Source organism: Streptomyces sp. MMCC 100, assembly GCF_041538145.2.
In the GTDB taxonomy this organism is placed as follows: domain Bacteria; phylum Actinomycetota; class Actinomycetes; order Streptomycetales; family Streptomycetaceae; genus Streptomyces.
Map to the genome: position 1 here is coordinate 3,253,106 of NZ_JBGORK020000001.1, position 20,234 is coordinate 3,273,339.

20 protein-coding genes are annotated in these 20,234 nt (G+C 74.1%); 11 read left to right on the plus strand and 9 right to left on the minus strand.

Annotated features, from left to right (window positions below; translation table 11 throughout):
- The first annotated feature begins 21 nt into the window (after window positions 1-21).
- Window positions 22-432, plus strand: coding sequence for a PPOX class F420-dependent oxidoreductase (locus ABS735_RS15095; RefSeq protein ID WP_373905661.1), 411 nt, complete (start codon window positions 22-24; stop codon window positions 430-432).
- Between the two features lie 7 nt (window positions 433-439).
- Here ABS735_RS15095 and ABS735_RS15100 read toward each other — a convergent pair whose 3' ends face one another.
- Together ABS735_RS15100 and ABS735_RS15105 are read right to left on the minus strand one after the other, a co-directional pair.
- A complete protein-coding gene (locus tag ABS735_RS15100) occupies window positions 440-862 on the minus strand; it encodes a Zn-ribbon domain-containing OB-fold protein (protein WP_373905660.1) in 423 nt (140 codons plus the stop codon).
- Window positions 863-1,046: 184 nt separating this feature from the next.
- Entirely contained in the window at window positions 1,047-1,781 is a 735-nt protein-coding gene (locus tag ABS735_RS15105) for a TetR family transcriptional regulator (RefSeq protein ID WP_373905659.1), read from the minus strand.
- A gap of 130 nt (window positions 1,782-1,911) precedes the next feature.
- Here ABS735_RS15105 and ABS735_RS15110 point away from each other — a divergent pair, with 130 nt between their 5' ends.
- Window positions 1,912-2,745 carry an ATP-grasp domain-containing protein gene (locus ABS735_RS15110; protein ID WP_373905658.1) on the plus strand — a complete coding sequence of 278 codons (834 nt, stop codon included), beginning with the start codon at window positions 1,912-1,914 and terminating at the stop codon, window positions 2,743-2,745.
- A 19-nt stretch (window positions 2,746-2,764) separates the two neighbouring features.
- Window positions 2,765-3,256, plus strand: a complete 492-nt coding sequence (locus ABS735_RS15115) for a flavin reductase family protein (protein WP_373905657.1) — start codon at window positions 2,765-2,767, stop codon at window positions 3,254-3,256.
- A 14-nt stretch (window positions 3,257-3,270) separates the two neighbouring features.
- On the opposite strand, the gene ABS735_RS15120 is transcribed toward ABS735_RS15115, so the two are convergent.
- Both ABS735_RS15120 and ABS735_RS15125 read right to left on the minus strand, forming a co-directional pair.
- On the minus strand, window positions 3,271-3,654 hold the full coding sequence (locus tag ABS735_RS15120; RefSeq protein ID WP_030872223.1) for a hypothetical protein: 384 nt from the start codon (window positions 3,652-3,654) through the stop codon (window positions 3,271-3,273).
- 335 nt (window positions 3,655-3,989) lie between these two features.
- The gene (locus tag ABS735_RS15125; RefSeq protein WP_373905656.1) at window positions 3,990-4,907 is read right to left on the minus strand and encodes a MurR/RpiR family transcriptional regulator; all 918 of its coding nucleotides are present in this window, start codon (window positions 4,905-4,907) and stop codon (window positions 3,990-3,992) included.
- Window positions 4,908-5,384: 477 nt separating this feature from the next.
- Here ABS735_RS15125 and ABS735_RS15130 point away from each other — a divergent pair, with 477 nt between their 5' ends.
- On the plus strand, window positions 5,385-5,558 hold the full coding sequence (locus tag ABS735_RS15130; RefSeq protein ID WP_373905655.1) for a hypothetical protein: 174 nt from the start codon (window positions 5,385-5,387) through the stop codon (window positions 5,556-5,558).
- Window positions 5,559-5,563: 5 nt separating this feature from the next.
- On the opposite strand, the gene ABS735_RS15135 is transcribed toward ABS735_RS15130, so the two are convergent.
- Window positions 5,564-6,262 carry a nucleoside/nucleotide kinase family protein gene (locus tag ABS735_RS15135; RefSeq protein WP_373905654.1) on the minus strand — a complete coding sequence of 233 codons (699 nt, stop codon included), beginning with the start codon at window positions 6,260-6,262 and terminating at the stop codon, window positions 5,564-5,566.
- A 54-nt stretch (window positions 6,263-6,316) separates the two neighbouring features.
- On the opposite strand from ABS735_RS15135, the gene ABS735_RS15140 reads away from it, so the two are divergent.
- The 4 genes from ABS735_RS15140 to ABS735_RS15155 all read left to right on the plus strand — a co-directional run bounded on the left by ABS735_RS15140 (window position 6,317) and on the right by ABS735_RS15155 (window position 11,625).
- Window positions 6,317-7,057 carry a beta-phosphoglucomutase family hydrolase gene (locus ABS735_RS15140; RefSeq protein WP_373905653.1) on the plus strand — a complete coding sequence of 247 codons (741 nt, stop codon included), beginning with the start codon at window positions 6,317-6,319 and terminating at the stop codon, window positions 7,055-7,057.
- Window positions 7,054-9,432, plus strand: a complete 2,379-nt coding sequence (locus ABS735_RS15145) for a glycoside hydrolase family 65 protein (RefSeq protein WP_373905652.1) — start codon at window positions 7,054-7,056, stop codon at window positions 9,430-9,432. Before ABS735_RS15140 ends, ABS735_RS15145 begins: the two co-directional genes overlap by 4 nt.
- Before the next feature lie 146 nt (window positions 9,433-9,578).
- Window positions 9,579-11,075, plus strand: a complete 1,497-nt coding sequence (locus ABS735_RS15150; protein ID WP_373905651.1) for a hypothetical protein — start codon at window positions 9,579-9,581, stop codon at window positions 11,073-11,075.
- A gap of 73 nt (window positions 11,076-11,148) precedes the next feature.
- On the plus strand, window positions 11,149-11,625 hold the full coding sequence (locus ABS735_RS15155) for a DUF5709 domain-containing protein (protein WP_373905650.1): 477 nt from the start codon (window positions 11,149-11,151) through the stop codon (window positions 11,623-11,625).
- Window positions 11,626-11,680: 55 nt separating this feature from the next.
- Here ABS735_RS15155 and ABS735_RS15160 read toward each other — a convergent pair whose 3' ends face one another.
- From ABS735_RS15160 to ABS735_RS15170, 3 genes are all read right to left on the minus strand, one after another.
- A complete protein-coding gene (locus tag ABS735_RS15160; protein ID WP_373905649.1) occupies window positions 11,681-11,902 on the minus strand; it encodes a hypothetical protein in 222 nt (73 codons plus the stop codon).
- A 76-nt stretch (window positions 11,903-11,978) separates the two neighbouring features.
- Window positions 11,979-13,109, minus strand: coding sequence for a PP2C family protein-serine/threonine phosphatase (locus ABS735_RS15165; RefSeq protein WP_373905648.1), 1,131 nt, complete (start codon window positions 13,107-13,109; stop codon window positions 11,979-11,981).
- A 72-nt stretch (window positions 13,110-13,181) separates the two neighbouring features.
- A complete protein-coding gene (locus tag ABS735_RS15170) occupies window positions 13,182-14,390 on the minus strand; it encodes a glycoside hydrolase family 64 protein (protein ID WP_373905647.1) in 1,209 nt (402 codons plus the stop codon).
- Window positions 14,391-14,775: 385 nt separating this feature from the next.
- On the opposite strand from ABS735_RS15170, the gene ABS735_RS15175 reads away from it, so the two are divergent.
- Together ABS735_RS15175 and ABS735_RS15180 are read left to right on the plus strand one after the other, a co-directional pair.
- Window positions 14,776-15,675, plus strand: a complete 900-nt coding sequence (locus ABS735_RS15175) for a GNAT family N-acetyltransferase (protein ID WP_373905646.1) — start codon at window positions 14,776-14,778, stop codon at window positions 15,673-15,675.
- Window positions 15,676-15,777: 102 nt separating this feature from the next.
- Window positions 15,778-16,158, plus strand: coding sequence for a hypothetical protein (locus ABS735_RS15180; protein ID WP_373905645.1), 381 nt, complete (start codon window positions 15,778-15,780; stop codon window positions 16,156-16,158).
- Window positions 16,159-16,164: 6 nt separating this feature from the next.
- Here ABS735_RS15180 and ABS735_RS15185 read toward each other — a convergent pair whose 3' ends face one another.
- Window positions 16,165-17,052 carry a Gfo/Idh/MocA family protein gene (locus tag ABS735_RS15185; protein ID WP_373905644.1) on the minus strand — a complete coding sequence of 296 codons (888 nt, stop codon included), beginning with the start codon at window positions 17,050-17,052 and terminating at the stop codon, window positions 16,165-16,167.
- 340 nt (window positions 17,053-17,392) lie between these two features.
- Between ABS735_RS15185 and ABS735_RS15190 the strand changes: the two genes are divergently transcribed.
- Window positions 17,393-20,191, plus strand: a complete 2,799-nt coding sequence (locus ABS735_RS15190) for a helix-turn-helix transcriptional regulator (RefSeq protein WP_373905643.1) — start codon at window positions 17,393-17,395, stop codon at window positions 20,189-20,191.
- Window positions 20,192-20,234: the final 43 nt, after the last annotated feature.

Here is a 20,234-nt window from a genome sequence, read left to right on the forward strand (position 1 = left end):
ACGGGTCTAGACTCCCGGATCATGGACGACGACGCGTCACTGGACCGGCTCGGCGCCGGCAAGTACCTGCTGGTCACGACCTTCCGCAAGAACGGCACCCCGGTCGCCACCCCGGTGTGGGTCGTGCGGGACGGGGACGCGCTCGGTGTCTGGACGGTGGCCGACTCCTGGAAGGTCAAGCGCGTCCGCAACCGCGCCGACGTCCTGGTGGGGCCCTGCGACGTGCGCGGCAGGCCGACCGGCGACCAGGTCCCGGGGACGGCGGAGATCTGCGACCCCGCCACCACGGCCCGCTACCGGAAGCTGCTGGTCCGCAAGTACGGCGTCGTCGGCCTGCTCACCCTCATGGGCAGCCGGCTGCGCCGGGGACTCGACGGCACCGTGGGGATCCGCATCACGCTGACGTCCGGACCGGCGGCGGCCGGGAACTGACCTGCCCTCAGGTCCAGGCCCGGTACGGCTCGTCGACCAGCTGGAAGACCGGCTCGCCGCGCACCGGGTCCTTGGCCGTGGACAGCCGCACCCGGTCACCGCTGTGGATGCCGATGAGCGGGCCCATGACCCGGCCGCGCAGCACGAAACCCTCGGCCATCTCGATGAGGGAAACGTTGCGCGCGGCAGGGGTGTTGCGGTGCACCACGGTGGCGTGGCGCACCGTTCCGGTGCCCTGGCTCCGTTCCGTCCGCAGCTCGCTGCCGCGACAGACCGGGCACAGCACCCGGTGGTACATGGCGGTGCCGCACCAGGTGCAGCGCTGGTAGAAGACGGCCTCGGTGTCCGGGGCCTGGGCCTTGGCCTTGGGGTCGAGCAGGCCCGTCGCGGGGCCGGCCGCCTGCTGAGCGACGTTTCCTGAGTGGTACACGCTGGTCAACTCCCTGCACTCGGGCCGGAATCCCGCGTGCGCGGTCACCGGGCACGCGTGTGCGCGGCTCACCGTGCCACCGTGCACGCACCACAGCGTATGGCACTCAGTGTCACTCGTAAAGGCACTCGGTACCCTTGATTGAGGACGAGTGAGTGAGCGGGCGCGGGGCGGGGCCCGGCCGTCAGTCCCGCCCGAACGCCGTCTCGACCTCCCGCAACACCTGCCACATGGGTGTCCCGCGGCGCGCGGCCACGACCACCACGTCCTCGGGCGACTCGCCGCGCGGCGGCACCGGCATGTCGCCGAACGCGGACTGCGCGTACGCCAGCGCGTGGTCCACCGCGGCACCCGCGTCGTCGCGGCCGTCGGAACGCAGCCAGGACCGCAGGGCGTTGTTGTGCGCCGCGACCACCGCGGCCGCGATCACGTCGGCGCGCAGGATCCCGTCCGGCCGCCCGCCCAGCCGGCCGCGCAGATACTCGGCGAGGGCGCGCTCGTAGCGCCACACCACCGACAACTCGTAGGCGCGCAGCCCGGGGACCTTCTTGGTGAGGTGGTACCGCTGCACGGAGAACGCCGGGTTCTCGGCGTACATGCGCAGGACGAGCCGGGCCGCGTCGCACACCCGCCGCACCGGGTCGGCGTCCTCGGGGGAGTCCGCCAGGAACGCCTTCATGTCGGTCAGGCACCGTTCGTGGTCGGGGAAGACCACGTCCTCCTTCGACGGGAAGTACCGGAAGAAGGAACGCCGTCCGACGCCGGCGAGGGCGACGATGTCGTCCACGGTGGTCTGTTCGTACCCCCGCTCGAGGAACAGCCGGAACGCCGCCGCGACCAGTGCGTCCCGCATCGGCGGCCGGACCTCCGCCGCGTCCGTCCCGTCCCCGCGGCGGGGCGCCGCACTGCTGGTGCTCATGGAGGGGAACGTAGCAGCCCGGCGAGGTCCGTGGCACTCAGTGCAGCGAGTGGAGGGAACTGAGTGCACCCGTCGCTGCGCCACGCCGGTCGCATACGATCACTTCCGGTCAGCCCCGGAGGAGTCCCGCATGCCGTTCGTCCGCCCCCGCATCCTGTACGTCACCGACCTGGCCTACCAGGCGCGCGGGCGGCGCTACTGCGACGAGGACATCTTCCTGACCTCCCGGCTGCGCGAGGAGTTCGACCTCGCCCTGTGCCATCCGCGGGACGCCACGGCGCTGCTGGACGCCTTCGACGCCGTCGTCGTCCGCAACAGCGGCCCCGTGCAGGAGTACAAGGCCGCCTACGACGCCTTCCGCGAGCGCGCGGCCGAGTGCGGGACGCGCGTCTACAACCAGCTCACCGGCAGGGCGGACATGCTCGGCAAGCAGTACCTGCTCGACCTGACCGCCGCGGGACACCCGGTCATCCCCACCGTCGACCGCGCCGAGGACCTGCACCTGCTGCCCGTCGCGGACGAGTACGTCGTCAAGCCCCGGCTCGGCGCCGACTCGGCGGGCCTGCGGATCGTCCCCGCGGGACGCGTGCCTCAGGAGCTGAGCGGCGCCGGGGACCTCCTCGTCCAGCCGCGTGTCGACTTCGCCTACGAGGTCTCCTTCTACTTCGTCGACCACGACTACCAGTACGCCCTCCACGCGCCGCACCCCGACCGCCGCTGGCGGCTGGAGCCGTACGACGCCACCGTGGCCGACCTCGACTTCGCGCGGCGGTTCATCGAGTGGAACGGTGTCGACCACGGCATCCAGCGAGTCGACGCCTGCCGCGCGCCCGACGGCGAGCTGCTGCTGGTCGAGCTGGAGGACCTCAACCCCTACCTGTCCCTGGACGCCCTCGACGAGCCGGTCCGCGACGCCTTCGTCACCGCCCTGCGCGCGGCCCTGCGCCGCCTGCTCGCCACCTGAGCCGCCCCGGCGGCCTAGCATGGCCGCCATGGACGTGTTCCTGGACCGGCTCGACCCGGACATGTGCGTGGTCACGGCCGCTGCGGGCGGGGAACGGGCCGGCTGCCTGGTCGGCTTCTCCTCGCAGTGCTCCATCCGGCCCGTGCGGTACGCCGTCTGGATCTCCGACGTCAACCGGACCTTCCGCGTCGCACGGTCCGCCGACGTCCTGGCGGTCCACCTGCTCGCCCGCGACCAGCGGGAGACGGCCGAGCTGTTCGGCGGGCGCAGCGGCGACGACGTGGACAAGTTCCGGCGGGTCCGCTGGCGGGAGGCGTACGGCGGGGCCGCCGTACTTGAGGACGCCGAGGCGTGGTTCGTCGGGCGGGTCGTGGAGCGCACCCCGGGGGGCGACCACGTCGGCTTCGTCCTCGAACCGGTCGAGTGGGGCGGGCGTGAGAAGACCGCCGGTGGCCCGCTGCTGCGCCTCGCCGACGCGCGCACCATCCGCCCGGGGCATCCGGTGGGCTGAGGGGTGCCGGCCGGTCAGCGTCCCGCGGCGCCCCGCTCGGCCAGAGCCTCGGTGACCGCCCGCACGCTGCGCGCGATGTGCTGCAGCTGGAGGACCTCCGCCGCGTACAGCTTGATGGTGTGCTCGATGGCCGCCTCGTGCAGGCCGAGCCGCGGCAGGTCCGCCCGGGCGGTCTGCAGCGCGGTGCGGGCCACCCGGATCTCGTGCTGGACCTGGATCTGCGCGTGCCGGGCGAGCAGCACCGGGTGCCGGATCAGGGCCGGATAGCCGGCATAGCGCGCCGGGACCAGCTCGCGCAGCCACCTGGTGGCCGAGCGTTCCCAGTCGTAGCTGCCGGGGGTCTTGACCTGGCAGGGCCAGTCCGGGCTGATGCGCGTGGTCGTCAGGGGCATGATCATCGCTTCCGGGAGGGCGGCGTCGACGGGGTGGGCGACGGGTGGGGGCGGCCCCGGTCCAGGGGACGACCGGGACCGCCGCGGGCGCTCGCGCAGGCGATGCCCGACCGGAACACCCGGTGCGCCGGAGCGGGTAGGAATTCGGCGGGCCGAGTGTTCGCGGCAGGTGCGGACGCGTTCCGGGGCGGCCGGGGCGCGATCCGTGAGCAGTATTTATATATGCCATCTGCTTTGCAAGACGTATGAAAACATTCATGTCTGCTTTGACGGGGATGGCCCCCGTCTGCGCCGACCAATCGCCGTCCCGGCCCGACCGGGGGAGGGGTCCGCTCGCCCGCTCAGTCCCGCAGGAAGAACTGGTGCTGGTCCGCGACCTGCTCGTACTCCTCCAGCCGGGCCTGCGTCCGCTCGGGATCCGCGTCGGTCATGGCCTGGAGCAGCGCCGCGCACATCACGCCCGGTGCCGCGTAGGAGTCGAAGACGAGCCGGGATCCCGTACCCGTGGCGAACGTGACGTCGGCCTCGTCCACGACCGGGCCGAGCGCCAGGTCGGTGATCAGCGCAACCTTGAGCCCGGCACCGCGTGCCACCCGCACGGCGCCCAGGGTCTCGTGGGCGTGCCGGGGCATGGAGAAGGCCAGCACCCAGGTACCGCCCGCCTCCCGGGACTGGAGCAGCGCGTCGTAGGCGACGGTGCCGCCCCGGGTCACCAGGCGTACGTCGGGATGGACCCGGCGGGCCGCGTAGGCGAAGTACTCGGCGAGCGAGACGGAGATGCGCAGGCCGAGGACGGTCAGCGGCGCGGAGGCGGCCAGCTTGCGGCCGACGTCGATCACCCGGTCCGCGTCGGCGAAGTCGCGCCGCAGGTTCTCCAGGTTCTCGATCTCGGCGTCCACGGCCGCCTGGAGCTCGTTGCCCCGGTTCTCCTCGGCCGCGGAACCGCCCCGGCCGCCCAGCGCGATCGCCTGGAGCTGCTCGCGCAGCGCCGGGTAGCCGCTGAAGCCGACCGCCGAGGCGAACCGCGTCACCGACGGCTGGCTCACGCCCACCCGGTCGGCCAGGTCGGTGATCGACAGGAACGCCGCTTCGGTGAGGTGCTCGATGAGGTACTGCGCGATGCGCCGCTGTCCCGGGGAGAGGCGGGGCCGGTCGAACAGCGTCCTGAGCCGCGATGTGGGGGAGACCTCCGAGGGCGGGGCCGCCCGTCCCGAGGTGATCGCCGACGCCTGTGCACGTGCCTGCTGCGGCGATGGCACGGGTGCGCCTCCTTTGTCTCCCATGTCTCCCACGGAGGTCAACATAGCTCACCCCCTGCGCCGGGCAGGGCGGACCGCCGCGCACGGGGACGGCCCCGGCGCGGCCCCGGAGGGGGCGGCACCGCACCGCCCAGGGGGACGACACCGGCCCCGCCCCGGAGGGGACAGCGGCGCCGCCCCGGAGGGGACACCGGCCCCGCCCGGCGGAGACGGCACGGTGCCGCCCTGGAGGGGACGGCACCCGCACGTCTCGGACCGAGGTGGCACGGTGCCGCTCCCGACGGGGGACGGCACGGCGTCACCCCGCAGGAGGAGGACGGCAGCGCCCGCCCCGGGGACGGCAGCGCCCACCCCGGGCGGAGATGACACCGCCCCGCCCCGGAGGGGAACCGCATGGCCCGGACGGGGATAGCACCGCGTCGCCCGGGAACCCGCCGCCACGGAAGGACCCGCAGACACGGACGAGGAGCCGACATCATGACCGTCCCGGAAGAGAACCGGCCGAAGACCGACACCACCGACGACGTTCTCGAGCAGCCCCGGAGCCGGCCCGAGGAGGACGAGCCCCGCCCGCCCGGCGGCACCGGCCGGACCATGCGCGAGGCCCTGGAGGAGGCGCACGTCCGCCCCGACGACTTCGACGAGAAGTGACCGCTTCAGACAGGCGTTGACGGCGCCGGACCCCGCGCGCCCGGGGGCGGGCCCGTCACCGCGTCCGCCGGTACCACCAGGTCGGCCAGGTGCCGGGTCGCGGCGACCAGGTCGGCGTTGCGCTGGTCGGGCCCGATCGTCCACGCGGCCGCGTCCGCGGGGGACTTGCCGAAGCGCTCGTGCCGCGCCGCGAGCCGCCGGACGCGCTCCGCCTCGTCCAGTGCGCAGAACCACACCTCGTCGAGCCGGGGCCGCACGCGCGCCCATGCCCCGCTCTCCAGCAGCAGGTAGTTGCCCTCCGTCACGACCAGCCGCGCGGTGGGCGGCACCGGTACGGCCCCGGCGATCGGCTGCTCCAGCTCCCGCTCGAAACCGGGCGCGTACACGATGTCGCCGTCCGTCTCCGCACGCTCCTCGCGCAGCCTCCCCAGCAGCGCCGCGTACCCGGCCGCGTCGAAGGTGTCCGGTGCGCCCTTGCGGTCCCGGCGGCCCAGCCGGTCCAGTTCGGCGTCGGCGAGGTGGAAGCCGTCCATCGGCACGTGCGCCACCCACGGCTCGCCCGTGCCGTTCAGTTCCCGCACCAGACTCCCGGCGAGCGTCGACTTTCCCGCGCCGGGACTGCCCGCGATGCCCAGGATCGCGCGCCGCCCGTCCCGGGGGAGACGGCGGGCACGGGCGAGCAGGTCGTCGAACGTCAGCGGCACACCCCACAGTGTGTCACCTGATCGGACCCGCCCCGGCGGGGAACTGTGGGGGGTATGACGACGCAGCTCGGACTTCCCGACGACATCCAGGCCTGCCTGTTCGACCTCGACGGGGTCGTCACCAGGACGGCGGTGGTGCACGCCGCCGCCTGGAAGGCGACCTTCGACGCCTTCCTGCGCGAGCGGGACGGCGCGGACTTCCGCCCCTTCACCGACTCCGACTACGACCAGTACGTCGACGGCCGCCCCCGCGCCGACGGCGTCCGCTCCTTCCTCGCCTCCCGCGGCATCGAGCTGCCCGAGGGCACCCCCGACGACCCTCCGGACGCGCGGACCGTCAACGGCGTCGGCAACCGCAAGAACGAACTCCTCCTGGAGAAGATCCGCACCGGCGGCGTGGAACCCTACGAGGGCACACTGCGCTACATCGACGCGGTCCGCGCCGCCGGCCTCGCCACCGCGATCGTCTCCTCCAGCGCCAACACCCGGGACGTGCTGCACTCCATCGACGCCGAGCGGCTGTTCGACGTACGGATCGACGGCGTGGTGGCCCGGGAGAGGAAACTTCCGGGCAAACCGCACCCCGACACCTTCCTGGCCGCCGCCCGCGACCTCGGCGTCGAACCGTCCCGCGCCGCCGTCTTCGAGGACGCGCTGGCCGGCATGGACGCGGGCCGCTCCGGACACTTCGGCTACGTCGTCGGCGTCGACCGCGTCGGCCAGACCGACGCCCTCTACGCCCACGGCGCCGACCGCGTCGTCAAGGACCTCGCCGAGCTGGGAGGCCGCGCGTGATCACCAACCGGACGTACACCGTGGAGCCCTGGCGGGTGCGCGAGACGGCGCTCAACCTCGGCCTCCTCGCGCAGAGCGAGTCCGTCTTCGCCCTGTCCAACGGGCACGTCGGCTGGCGCGGCAACCTCGACGAGGGCGAACCTCACGGCCTGCCCGGCAGCTACCTCAACGGCGTCTACGAACTCCACCCGCTGCCGTACGCCGAAGCGGGCTACGGCTACCCGGAGTCGGGCCAGACCGTCATCAACGTCACCAACGGCAAGCTGCTGCGGCTGCTGGTCGACGACGAGCCCTTCGACCTGCGCTACGGGCGGCTCGGCAAGCACGAACGCACCCTGGACCTCAGGCGCGGTGTGCTGGAGCGGAGCTGCGAGTGGACGTCCCCGGCCGGCACGACCGTCCGGGTGCGCTCCACCCGCCTCGTCTCCCTCACCCAGCGCGCCATCGCCGCCGTGGAGTACGAGGTCGAGCCCGTCGACAGCCGGACCCGGATCGTCATCCAGTCCGAACTGGTCGCCAACGAGAGCCTGCCGTCGGCCGACGGCGACCCCAGGGCGGCCCAGGCCCTGCAGTCCCCGCTGGAGCCGGAGGAGGACCTGGCCATCGGCTCCCGGCTGCGCCTGGTCCACCGCACCCGGCGCAGCGGCCTCAGGGTCGCCGTGGCCGCCGACCACGTCGTCGACGCCCCGGGGGAGATCACCACCAGCAGCGAGAGCAACACGGACGTGTCCCGCCTGACCATCACCTCGGTCCTCGATCCGGGACAGCGGCTGCGGGTGCAGAAGACCGTCGCCCACGGCTGGTCGGGCGCCCGCTCCCGGCCCGCGATGAGCGACCAGGTCGAGGCGGCGCTGGCCGCCGCCGCACACGGCGGCTGGGACGGTCTCGTGGCCGAACAGCGGGACTACCTCGACGACTTCTGGGCCCGCGCGGACGTCGAGGTGCACGGCGACGAGGAGATCCAGCAGGCCGTCCGCTTCGCCCTGTTCCATGTGCTGCAGGCCGGCGCCCGCGCCGAGCAGCGCGCGATTCCGGCCAAGGGACTGACCGGTTCCGGATACGACGGCCACGCGTTCTGGGACACCGAGATGTTCGTACTGCCCGTGCTGACCTACACCGCCCCCAAGGCCGTCGCCGAGGCGCTGCGCTGGCGGCAGGACACCCTGCCCGCGGCCCGGGACCGCGCCACCCAGCTCGGGCTGCGCGGTGCCGCGTTCCCGTGGCGGACCATCGACGGCTCGGAGGGCTCCGCGTACTGGCCCGCCGGCACGGCCGCCTTCCACGTGGCCGCCGACATCGCGCACGCCGCGGTGCGCTACACCGCGGCGACCGGCGACACCGGCTTCGAACGGGAGACCGCCCTGGAACTGCTGGTGGAGACGGCCCGGCTGTGGCGTTCGCTGGGCCACCACGACCACCACGGCGTCTTCCACATCGACGGCGTCACCGGACCGGACGAGTACAGCGCCGTGGTCGACGACAACACGTACACCAACCTCATGGCGCGCTCCAACCTCCTCGCCGCGGCCGACGTGTGCGAACGCCACCCGGCGGAGGCGACCCGGCTCGGCGTCGACGAGGAGGAGAGCGCCGCCTGGCGGGACGCCGCCGAGGCCGTCCACATCCCCTACAACGAGGAGATCGGCGTCCACGAGCAGCACGCGGGCTTCACCCGCCACCAGCGCTGGGATTTCGCGAACACCGGCGCCGACCAGTACCCGCTGATGCTGCACTTCCCCTACTTCGACATCTACCGCAAGCAGGTGACCAAGCAGTCCGACCTCGTGCTGGCCATGTACACCTGCGGCAGCTGGTTCGACGCCCACTGCGACGACGACCAGATGGCCGCGAACTTCGCCTACTACGAGCCGCTGACCGTACGGGACTCCTCCCTGTCCGCGTGCTGCCAGGCCGTCGTGGCCGCGCAGACGGGACATCTGAGGCTGGCGTACGACTACGCCACCGAGGCCGCCCTGATGGACCTGGCGGACCTGGAGCACAACACCCGCGACGGACTGCACATCGCCTCACTGGCCGGTACGTGGATGGCGCTGGTCGCCGGGTTCGGCGGCACCCGACGGGACGGCGACAGCCTGCGCTTCACGCCCCGCCTGCCCGAGAAGTTCAGCCGCCTCGCCTTCCGGCTCCAGTTCCGCGGCCGGTGCCTGCGGGTGGAGATCGGCCCCGACCGGGCGTCGTACTCGCTGCTGGCCGGGCCGCCCCTGACGATCCATCACCACGGGATCGAGGTCCACGTGAAGGGGGAAGAGCCCGTCACCCTCGGCATTTCCGCGCCGAAGTGGCGGCCCACCCCTGAGCAGCCCCCGCACCGCCGCCCGGGCGTCGCCGACCGGTCGGGTCCGGGAGACGGATGACAGCGCGCGACTGGCGGATTTCCGCCCTGCGTTTCGGAGACACACGGGTTAGTTTGATCATGTTTTCCGGGATTCCGGCCCCCGCCACGGGCGGCAGGAGGTGAGGAACGAGCGGCCCCGCGACGAGCGGGGGTGAGGGGTGCACGATGGCCGACGGCGTGAACGCCATGCTTGTCGACGGACGGCGGGGCGCGGCGACGAAGGCGTCCGGAACCCCACGGCGGTTACGCGGCGACGCGCTGCTCGCGGCGGTGGCCGCCGTCTTCACCCTGGCCCAACTGGTCTTCGTCCACCCCTCGATGGGGCTCGGCTGGGACGAGATCGTGTACACCAGCCAGGTCACCGCCCACCACCCCGCCGCATTCTTCAGCGCGCCCCGCTCCCGCGGCGTCTCCCTGCTGGTGGCGCCCGTCGCCTCCTGGTCGGCCTCCACCGAACTGCTGCGCGTGTACCTCGCCGTGCTCTCGGGCCTGGGTCTGTACCTCGCCCTGCGCGCCTGGAAGGGCCTGTTCCCCGCCCGGGTCCTCGCCACGGCCGGCGCGTTCTTCGCCACCCTGTGGGTGACCCTCTTCTACGGCCCGCAGGCCATGCCCAACTACTGGGTCGCGATCGGCGCCCTGGTCGCCGTGGGCTGCACCCTGCGGGCACTCGGGGCCCCGGGACGCCGGCGGTGGCGCTCCGCGCGGGGCGCGCTGTGGGGAGCGGCCGCCGGGGCCCTGCTGATGGCGATGATGCGGCCCACGGACGCCGTCTGGGTGGCCGTGCCGCTGCTGGTCCTGGTCCTCGTCCGCCGCCACTGGCCGCTGCTGCTCGCCCTCGCGGGCGGCCTGGCGGTCGGGGGAGGGGAGTGGGTCGTGGAGGCGTACGCCTGGTACGGCGGCCTCGGGGAGCGGCTGGGGAGGGCCTCCGAGATCCAGGGCGGCCTCGGCTGGAACATCGCCGTCGACGACCAGATGCGCAGCCTGGGCGGACGGGGCCTGTGCCGCCCGTGCACCGGAGACATGCCGCACCCGGTCGTCACCCTGTGGTGGCTGCTCCTCCCGGCCGTCGCCGTCCTCGGCGCGGTCGTCGCCGTCCGGGCCCGCCGCGCCACCGCGACGCTGGTCCCCCTCGTCTGCGCCGTCACCGCCGCGGTGCCGTACCTGTTCATGATCGGCTACGCGGCGCCCCGCTTCCTCCAGCCCGCCTACGCCCTGCTCGCCCTCCCGGTCGCCGACGCGTTGTGGCACCTGGTCAAAACTGGGCGCGACCGGTGGCGGCCGGTGGCCGCGACGCTGGTCGCGCTCGCGGTGGCCGGGCATCTGGCGGTCCAGTTCTCGGTCCTCGTGGGCACCGTGAACGGCAACGTCGACAGCCGCGGGGACTGGGCCCGGGTCGCCGACGAGCTGCACCGGCTCGGGGTCCGCCCGCCCTGCCTGCTCACGGGGCACGAGTCCATCCCGATCGGCTACTACACCGGCTGTTCCTCGGGCTCCACCAGCGGCAACAACGAGAACACCACAGCCGCCGAGATCGTGGACACCGCCCGGCGGATCCCGGTCGCCGCCCTCACCGGCCCCGGCGGCACCCCGCCCGCCTACGCCCGCGACTGGGCCCCCCACCGCATCACCGACCTGGAGATCCGCGTCGCACCCCCGGGTTAGAGATCGCGTATCGGGAAACGCGAACCGGACAGCGAGACCACCGAGCCGACGCGAGCGCGAGAGGGAGGCAGCGATGGGCACGGACCCGATGGCCGATGACGCCTACCAGCCCACCGGTAGCAACGAGGAGCAGGAGGACGCCGCGCCCCTCGACCTCCAGGACGCCCTCGACGAGCGGACCTACGACGACACCCTCGACGAGGGCTACTCCCCGCCGGAGAAGCCCCTGGGCGTGACCAAGCACGGCACCACCGCCGCCGAGCAGCACGACGGCGAGACCCTCGACGAACGGCTGGCCGAAGAGGTGCCCGACGTGTCGGCGCCCGACGGGGACGGCGTGGGCGACGAGCCCGAGGGCGAGGGAGAACCGGTCGACCCGGAGGCGGGCACCGACCGCTCGGGCCGTCTGGTCGCCCCCGACGAGGGCGTACGCACCGACACGACCAAGGAGACGGTCGCGGAGGACGTCGGCATCGACGGCGGAGCCGCCGGCGCCGAGGAGGCCGCGGTGCACGTGGTGGAGGACGAGACGGAGCTGCCCGAGTCCTAGCACGACGCGGTGATCCCCCGGCCGAGGAGTTCGTCCGGCCGGGGGCTCACCGCGGTCAGGGCAGCAGCTTGTCGAGGGCCGAGGGGCCCTCGTCGGCCAGCTTGCGCCTGGCCCACTCCAGGTTCTGCGGGGTGACGTCCCGGCCGGCCGCCAGGACGAGGTCCTCCGGGGACACCTCCGTGCCGGTGCGGGCGTGGAGCAGGTCGTCGGGAGTGGCGCGGTCGCCCCCCGTACCGGTTTCGGAGGGTCGGGAGGCGTCGGGCTGTGACGTCGACATGATCAGTGCTCCTCGGATCCGGATCGCTGCTTCGGTGCCGTGCTGTTGTCGGTCCCGAATATCCCGATAACACCATTCAATGCGGAACCGGCCCGCGCATCCCGGGAGCCGGCGGCGAGGGAGTGAGCACGAGCATCGTCACGTCGTCCTGCACGTCCGGGCAGAAACGCACGAGGTCCGCCCAGACCAGGTCCGGGAGCGCCGCGGATTCCTCGCCCGCGAGCGTGCTCAGCCGCTCGGCCAGCGGATAGAACGCCCCGCCGGCGTCCCTCGCCTCGACCACGCCGTCGGAGGCGAGGAAGAGCCGGTCGCCGGGGCGCAGCGCCACCGTGCACGCCTCGATCGCCCCGGCGTCCGCGAGGCCGAGCCCGAGCGGCGTCCACGGCGACACCTCCAGCTCCGTGGCGTGCGCACCCCGCAGCAGCAGGGGCGGCGGGTTCCCGCACACGACGACCCGCACCTCGAGGGCGTCGGCGGAGAACTCCAGCAGCGCGGCCGTCGCGAACAGTTCGGCGTGCCGCGCGTCCGCCGAGTCCACCAGCAGCCTGCGGTCGAGGCGCCCCGCCACCGACGCGAGGTCCGGCCGGTCGAGCACCGCCTCCCGGAACGCCCCCAGCAGCGAGGCGACCGTCGACACCGCCGCCAGGCCGTGCCCCTGCACGTCCCCCATCACCACCCGTACGCCGAAGGGACCGTCCCGCACGTCGAAGAAGTCGCCCCCGACCAGCGTCCCGCGCTGCGCCGCCCGGTACAGCCCGGTGCACCGCAGCGCCCCGACGCGCTCGGGCAGCGGGGGAGCCACGGCACGCTGGGCGGCCTCGGCGACCGTGCGTTCCAGACCCAGCTGGGCGTCACGGTGACTGCGCACGAAGGACACGAAGACGCTGAGCACGGCGACGAAGACGATGGTCAGCAGGTCGGCGTCGCCCGGCCGGTCGAGCTGGAGCGCCGGGGTGTGCAGCAACGCGATGACCACACCGCCCAGCACGGCGGTCGCCAGCGGTCCGTACGACAGAACGGCCAGCGGCGGGATGGCACCCAGCAGGAACCCGATCTCCAGCGGCTCGTGACTGAGCAGGGTGGCCGCGCAGATCGCCACGACGAGGGCCGGCGGGAGCACCCGGACCCAGCGGGGCGGCGGCGCCCCGCTCAGCCAGCTCCGCCGGTCCTCGTCCCGACGTGGTGACAGGGCGGGCACCTTTCGCACACCACCACGCTCCTACGCCACCGCACCGCCCGCACGCGGAGAGCCCGGCGGGTGGACGTCCGCGGCCGGTCCCTAGAAGGCGCCGAGCGTCAGCCGGAAGCCGGTGGGCGCCGTGTCCTGGATGTACGAGGCGAAGTCGGCCACGTCGTCGAAGGCGAAGCCGTACGCCCTGCCGTCCTCGGTCGCCGCGTGCACCGCCTTGGAGTAGTGGTTGGTCAGCGCGGTCCCGTAGAACGTCGCGGGGTCGGTCGTGGGCTGGTCGGCCGAGGAGACCAGCGTGGAGCGGTTGAAGCCCGCGCCGAGGACCGCGGCGACGGGACCGGTCGTGCCGTCGTTGGGCGCGGCGAGGTTCCCGTCGCAGAACAGCACGTCCCGGGTGGACGGCTTGGCGAAGGACACCTGGGCGGGCCCGTCGAAGGTCAGCCGGTCCCCGCGCACCCGGCCGGTGAAGGTCCCGGCGTTGGTGGTGATCCTGAGGTCCTTGCCGGTGTAGGTGCTCCACACCTCGTCGATGTACGGGGCGAGGTAGTCCTTCGGGAACAGACCGGCGTCCAGCCCGTGACCGGGCGCGATCACGCGGGTGTCGTCCACGACCAGCGGCGCGAACTCCTCCACCTTCCGCACCGCCTCGAAGACGGCGGCCCGGCCCCCCGGCCGTACGGTGCCGGTCGTCTGGTCGTCGGCGCCGGTCAGCCGGATGCTGAGCGGCACGCTGAACATGTCGACCATGGTGGTGTTGCAGAACATCCCGGAGGAGTTGTACGTGAACTCCGCGCAGTCGTGCAGCACCCCGTAGTTGGGGTCGGACTCGACCCAGCCCGCCGGGTACTGCAGCGCGGCGTTGCCGGCGCCGTCCGCGACGACCTTGAACCTCAGCTTCTCGCCCAGGGACACGTAGATCCGGCCGGAGAGGTGGGGCAGGTTCAGCTTGGTCTCGCCGCTGCCGGCGAGGCCGATCGCGTAGTCGGTGTAGCCGTCGGCGCCGTTGTCGGAGAGGGCCACGGGAGCGACGGTGCCGTCGGGGGTGACCCGCACCTGGCGGCCGTCCACGTTGCCGACGATGTAGACGTGCACGTCGGCGTTGCCGAAGGAGCCGGTGCCGTTGACGATCGTCAACGGCAGGCCGCCGTCGGCCTCCGCCTCGGGTGCCGCGTCGTCCGAGCCGACCTCCGCCAGGGCGTGCGGCGCGACGGCGGCGGCGACGGGGGCGGCCACGACCAGGCCGCCGAGGGCGACGAGGAGCTTGCGGCGGGCGAGCGGACGCTGGTGACGAGGGGTCATGTGGGGGGTCTCCAGAGTGATCGGGGCATGGCAGTGCGGGAGCGAGGTTCTGAGAGCGCTCTCACAACGTGGGCCGATGCTATGCAGCACCAGCGGTCCGGCCAACCTCCTCCGACCGGCCCCAAATACGTTTCCGCAGCTGGGAGTTGGGGTGAGTGAACCGCACGGAGGAACGCTTAACCGCTGTTTAAGGCCCGTTTAATCCACACCCGAAAACCGGTGGCCGAACCCGCCCGGCGTCTCGTAGCCTGTGCCCCACGCCCTGAGACCGACGGAAGGAGGGCAGAGCCGTGCAGTCCACCTCACTCTCGCGCTCCCTCCCCGTTGTCCCGGCGTACCTCGACTGACCGGGAGCGCACCACGCGTACATCTCCCGGAGGAACCCGTGACCGATCTGGTCATCCGCGCGCTCGACGCGAGCGACGCCCATCTCTTCGACACCCTGTCCGACCCACTGGGCGCCCGTGAGGGCCACCGGCTCACCCGCCACCGCCCCGACTGGAAGCGGGTCGCCCTGCGCGACGGCACCGTCGTCGCCCGGGCCGCATGGTGGGGCGGCCCCGACGACACCGAACCCGTCACCGTCAACTGGTTCGACGTGGCCGAGGGCGAGGAGGAAGCCGGAGCCGAACTCCTGCGCACCGCGCCCTGGCAGGTCGAACTCGAACTGAACCCGCCCGGTACCTGGCGCGAGGACCCCGCCGTGCGTACCGCCACCGAGGCACGCTTCACCGCCGCACGGGCGGCCGGGTACGACCTCCTGGTCGAACGCTTCCTGTACCGGTGGACACCGGAGTGCGGGCTCCCCGAGCGGCCCGGCCGACTGGACTTCCGCCCGGAGCCGGACGACGCGGTGTTCTTCGACGCACTGCGCCGTATCCACTCCGTCACCCTGGACGCCCACGCGCTGATGGACATCGCGGAGGGCGGACTCGACCGGGCCGCACAGGCGGAGCTCGACTTCTTCCGCTGGTGCCCGTCGCCGCGGGAGTGGTGGCAGGTGGCGTACACGCCGCAGGGCGAACTCGCGGGTATGCACATCCCCGCGCACAACCCGTCCGGCCCGTGCATCGGCTTCATCGGCGTCCTGCCGGAACACCGCGGGCGCGGATACGCATACGACCTGCTGGCCGAGTGCACCCACTTCCTGATCGAGCGGGGCGCGGAGTTCGTCTCCGCCGCCACGGACCGGGGGAACCATCCCATGGCCGCCAACTTCGCCAAGGCCGGCTACCCGGTCGTGCGGGAACGGATCAACTTCCGTCCCGCGGCGGCCGTGCGCTGACCGAATCGGACCGGGCCGGGGGCGACTCCGGCCCGGTGCGGGCGGCGAATGGCATGCTGTCCCCGCACAGGTGATCACCGGTGCGGGGCCGGCGGAGGCGACATGGGGTTCGAGGGCGAGACCTGGCACGTGCGCGGGATGCCGGGCAACGGGGACCGCGGAGAAGCCGGCGCGGAGATCGGGGAGATCCTGATCGAGGACGCCGACTTCCCCTGGCTGTCGGGACGGTTCCGCGCCGGCCCGGCCTACGGTGCCGTCCAGGACCTGTTCGCCCGCGAACTCGCCCTCGCGGAGCGGGGCGACGCCGAGCACTGGGCGGAGTGGGAGACGGCCTACGCCGAGATCGAACGACGGGTGCGGCTGGTGTCGCCCGACGGCCCGGTCGCCGAGTTCCTGCTGCACATCAAGGGCGACCGGGCCTGGTTCCGATGGAGCGACGAATCCTTCGACGAGTCCTTCGAGCCGGGGCGGACCGACGGCTGACCGCGGTCACCCCCGGTCGGTCAGCAGGGCCTCGGCCTCGGCGAGGATCTCGGTGACCCGCAGTCCGAACGCGGCGTCGCACGGATGCGGGCGCCCGCCGCCGACGGCGGCGAGCAGCGCGTCCGCGGCCCGGCGCAGGGCGGGCACCGGACCTTCGGCGGTCTCCGGGAGGAGTGTCACTCCGGACCTGCCGCGCAGTTCCACCGTGGCACCCGCCGCGGCGGGCGGCGCCGTCAGGCTGAGCGTGAGCGTGCTGGACGCCCCGTCCGCGTGGTCGAGAACCAGATGGACGGTGTCACCGGGGCCCGGCGCGGCCGCCGCCACGCGCCGGGCGTCACCGAGGACCGGCAGCAGCACGGACAGGGCGTGCGGTCCCACGTCCCACAGGGCGCCCTTCTCCCGCCGCCAGGGCGAGTCGGCGAACGGGCTGTCCCCGCCGCCGAACACGGCGCCGAGCCATTGCGCCCGCGCGGTGAACCAGCCGTCCCCGGCGGCCTGTTCGGCGATCCACGCTTCGGTCTCGGGCTGGAACCGGGTGGTGAAGAAGACCACCGAGGCGACGCCCGCCGCCCGGGCCGCCTCCACCACCGCCCGCCCTTGCGCCACCGTCGGCGCGAGCGGCTTGTCGAGCAGCAGATGGCATCCGGCCCGCGCCGCGCGCACCGCCAGGTCGGCCTGCGCGGCCGGGGGCAGCGCGACGGCGACAGCCTCCACGTCGGCCAGCAGGGTGTCGAGGTCGTCGTAGGCGCGCGTGCCGTGCCGCTCCGCCAGTTCCTTGGCGGCCTCCGGGCGGCGCCCCCACACCCCCACGAAGTCCAGCTCCGCGTGTCCTGCCAGCGCGGGGGCATGCGCCATGTCCGCCCAGGGGCCGGTGCCGAGCAGTCCGGTGCGCATGCGGTCGCCTCTCCACGGTGCCGGGCCCGGTACGGGGCCCGCCGACGTTCCTCCATGACGGCCGGCGTGCCACAGCCCGGCCGACGCCGAGCGTGCCACACCGACCGGGCGTCCGGACAGGGCGGACGATCGCGAAGTACAGCATTGCGGTCGCGGACACTCGCGGCCGTCGCCGGTCCGTTGTGCCGCCGCATCACCCCGGCCGGCGCCGGTTGGGCGCCGGCACAGTGCGCGGGCCGCCCGCACGGCGCACCACCGCAGGTGACAGCCCCGAAACCGCGACGGAGCCGGGCGGATGGGTGCCTTCCGCCTTGGGTTACGCGCGCGTAACCTCCCGGGAATGACCGGAGAGACGACCGTACGCACGGCCGTGCGGATCCACGGCCGCAGCGCTCAACGGAAGGCACTGCGCGCGCTGTTGGACAGGCTGCCCACCCGTGGCGGCCGGCTCCTGCTGACCGGCGAACCCGGGCTGGGCCGGACCACTCTGCTCCAGTGGGCCGCCCGCTCCTTCCGGGCCGGTCCCGTACTCCACCTCGGCCCTGGCCGTGGCCCGGGCCCGGACGGCGCGCCCGTCACCGACGGGCAACTGCTCGACACCCTGCGGGCGGCGGCCGGCGAGACACCCCTGCTCGTGTGCGTGGACGACGCGCACCTGTGGGACGCCCCGGCCCGGACCGCGCTCGCCCGCGCGGCGGAGCACCTGGGCACCGTCGGGCGGGTCGGCCTGCTCCTCTCCGTCGCCTCGGACCGTGCCGTCGCCCCGGAGTTCGCCCGCCTGCCCGTCGTCCGCCTGGACCCGCTGGCACCGCCGCGGGCGGCCGCCCTGCTCGACGACATGACCGACGGCGCCGCCGCCCCGGACGTCCGCGAGCAGCTCCTGACCGAGGCGGAGGGCAACCCGGGCCTCCTCGCCGCCCTGGTGCGCAGGCTGTCACCGGCCGAACTGCGGGGACACCGGCCCCTGTCCAGCAGCCCGCTGGCGGACGCCGCGGCCCTCGTCGAGGCCGCGGGCGGGAGGCCGACGGACCCGTCCGCCCAGGAACGGGACCTGCTGCTGGCGGTGGCGGCGGCCGTACGGGCCTCGGACGGGCCGGACGTCGACGCGGGCCTGGTCCGTGACGCGCTGCGGTGCCTGCGGCCGGCACCTGGGCCCGGGCCCTGTCCGGAACCGCTGCCCGCGCAGCTCGCCCTGGCCGACGACCGGCTCCGCTTCCACAGCCCGCTGGTCCGCCGTACGGTGTACGCCACCGCCGCTCCGGACCGGCGCCGCGCCGTGCACCGTGCGTTGGCCGACGTGCTGGAGAACGGCGGCCAACGGCTCCCGGGACTGCTGCACCGGTCCTGGTCCCTGAGCGGCCCGGCGCCGGTCCCCGCGCAGGCGGACCGGCTCGCGGCGGTGGCGGCCGACGGCACGGTGCCGGCCCCGCACCGGCTGCGGGCGACGGCGTACGCGCGTGCCGCCGAGCTGACGGCCGACGGAGCGGGGCGGGCGGAGCGGTACACCGCCGCGGCCGAGCAGGCCCTGCTCGCGGGGTGCCCCGAACGGGCCCGCCCGCTCCTCGCCGCGGCCCGAGAGTGCGCCGCACCCGTTGCCGTACGGGGCCGGGCCGAGCTGGTGCGCGGCCTCGTGGAACTCAGGGACGGCCCGGTCGGCGACGCCCACCAGTCCCTGCTGCTGGCGGCCTCCCTGCTCGCCGCGGACGCGCCCGCCGACGCCGCGACCGCCGCTCTGGCCGCCGCCGACGCGGCCTGGGCGGCGGGCGACCTGCCCGCGTGCCTGGCCTCGCTCGGCCCCGAACCACCGCGGCCGCTGCGCGGTGCCGGGTCCCTCGAACCGCACCGGCACACCGCCGCCCGCCCCACCGCGGCGCACACGGCGTCCGCCGTGCGTGATCACCGCGTCGGTATGCGGGCGCTGCTCGAAGGGCGGCTCGACCGGGCCGGCGCCCCGCTCGGGCAGGTGGTGGAGCGGGGCAGGACCGAGGACCGGCCCGAGCCGCTGCTGCGCTCGGCGGCGGCCGCGCTGCTGCTCGGCGACATGGACGCGGCCCGCGGCGCCGGCGCCCGGGCCCTGGCCGCCGCCCGGCAGCTCGGGTCGGACGCGCTGGAGCCGCAGGCACTGGAGTACCTCGCCTACGCCGAACTGCGCGCCGGCCGGCACCCGCAGGCCCGCACCCACGCGGAGGAGGGGCTGCGCACCGCGCTGCGGGCCGGGCAGCGCAACACGGCGGCGCACCACCGGGCCGTGCTGGCCCTCGCGGCGTCGATCGAGGAGGACCCGGACGTCGTCGCCCGGCACGTCACGGCGGCCCTGGACACGGCCAGGCGGCACGGGCTCGCCCAGGCGGCCACCCTCGCCCAGTGGGCGGCGGCCCGCGCAGACCTCGGCCGGGGACGTCCGTTCGACGCCGCCGACCGGCTCGGACTCCTCGTCCTCCCGGGGCCGGGGCGGGGCCACTTCGCGGTCTGGCGGCTGGCCGTGCCCTGCTTCGTGGAGGCCGCGGTCCTCGCCGGACGACAGGAGGACGCCCGTGAGGTTCTGACGGACTTCGCCGGCTGGGCGGCGTTCGGCGCCGACCCGCAGGCCGGCGCCCAACTGGCCCGCTGCCACGCGCTCCTCGCCCCGCCGGACCACGCCGACGACCTCTACCGGCGCGCGCTCACCCGGCACGACGAGGCGGGCGGCGACTTCGAACGGGCCCGCACCGCGCTGCTGTACGGCAAGTGGCTGCGCCGGCGCCGCAGACCGCGCGAGGCCCGCGGCCGCCTCGGTGCCGCGCTGGCCGGCTTCGAGCGCTGCGGCGCCGGCGTCTGGGCCGCACAGGCACGCGCCGAACTGCGCGCCCTCGGGGCCGCCCCGCACGCCACCGGTGCCGGAACGCCGACCCGCCTCTCCCGCCTGACGCCGCAGCAACTGCGCATCGCGCGGTACGTCGCCGAGGGCGCCACCAACCGCGAGATCGCGCTGACCCTCGCGGTGAGCACCCGTACCGTCGACTACCACCTCCGCAAGGTGTTCGCCGCACTCGGCGTCCGGTCCCGCCTGGAGCTGGCCCGCGTGGTCGGCCAGGCGGAACAGGCACAGGAGGCCCGGCGGGTGGCCGGACACCAGGAAAAGACCGGTGCACAACCCTAGGGACCGACCGGACGGTATGCCATCCTTCGGGGCAGGACGAGTC

Coding starts and splice junctions, on each gene's coding strand:
- ABS735_RS15095 (WP_373905661.1), top strand. CDS start 22: ATGGACGACGACGCGTCACTGGACCGGCTCGGCGCCGGCAAGTACCTG.
- ABS735_RS15150 (WP_373905651.1), top strand. CDS start 9,579: ATGGCCGACGGCGTGAACGCCATGCTTGTCGACGGACGGCGGGGCGCG.
- ABS735_RS15185 (WP_373905644.1), bottom strand. CDS start 17,052: ATGCGCACCGGACTGCTCGGCACCGGCCCCTGGGCGGACATGGCGCAT.
- ABS735_RS15180 (WP_373905645.1), top strand. CDS start 15,778: ATGGGGTTCGAGGGCGAGACCTGGCACGTGCGCGGGATGCCGGGCAAC.
- ABS735_RS15105 (WP_373905659.1), bottom strand. CDS start 1,781: ATGAGCACCAGCAGTGCGGCGCCCCGCCGCGGGGACGGGACGGACGCG.
- ABS735_RS15130 (WP_373905655.1), top strand. CDS start 5,385: ATGACCGTCCCGGAAGAGAACCGGCCGAAGACCGACACCACCGACGAC.
- ABS735_RS15140 (WP_373905653.1), top strand. CDS start 6,317: ATGACGACGCAGCTCGGACTTCCCGACGACATCCAGGCCTGCCTGTTC.
- ABS735_RS15115 (WP_373905657.1), top strand. CDS start 2,765: ATGGCCGCCATGGACGTGTTCCTGGACCGGCTCGACCCGGACATGTGC.
- ABS735_RS15110 (WP_373905658.1), top strand. CDS start 1,912: ATGCCGTTCGTCCGCCCCCGCATCCTGTACGTCACCGACCTGGCCTAC.
- ABS735_RS15155 (WP_373905650.1), top strand. CDS start 11,149: ATGGGCACGGACCCGATGGCCGATGACGCCTACCAGCCCACCGGTAGC.
- ABS735_RS15120 (WP_030872223.1), bottom strand. CDS start 3,654: ATGATCATGCCCCTGACGACCACGCGCATCAGCCCGGACTGGCCCTGC.
- ABS735_RS15170 (WP_373905647.1), bottom strand. CDS start 14,390: ATGACCCCTCGTCACCAGCGTCCGCTCGCCCGCCGCAAGCTCCTCGTC.
- ABS735_RS15160 (WP_373905649.1), bottom strand. CDS start 11,902: ATGTCGACGTCACAGCCCGACGCCTCCCGACCCTCCGAAACCGGTACG.
- ABS735_RS15190 (WP_373905643.1), top strand. CDS start 17,393: ATGACCGGAGAGACGACCGTACGCACGGCCGTGCGGATCCACGGCCGC.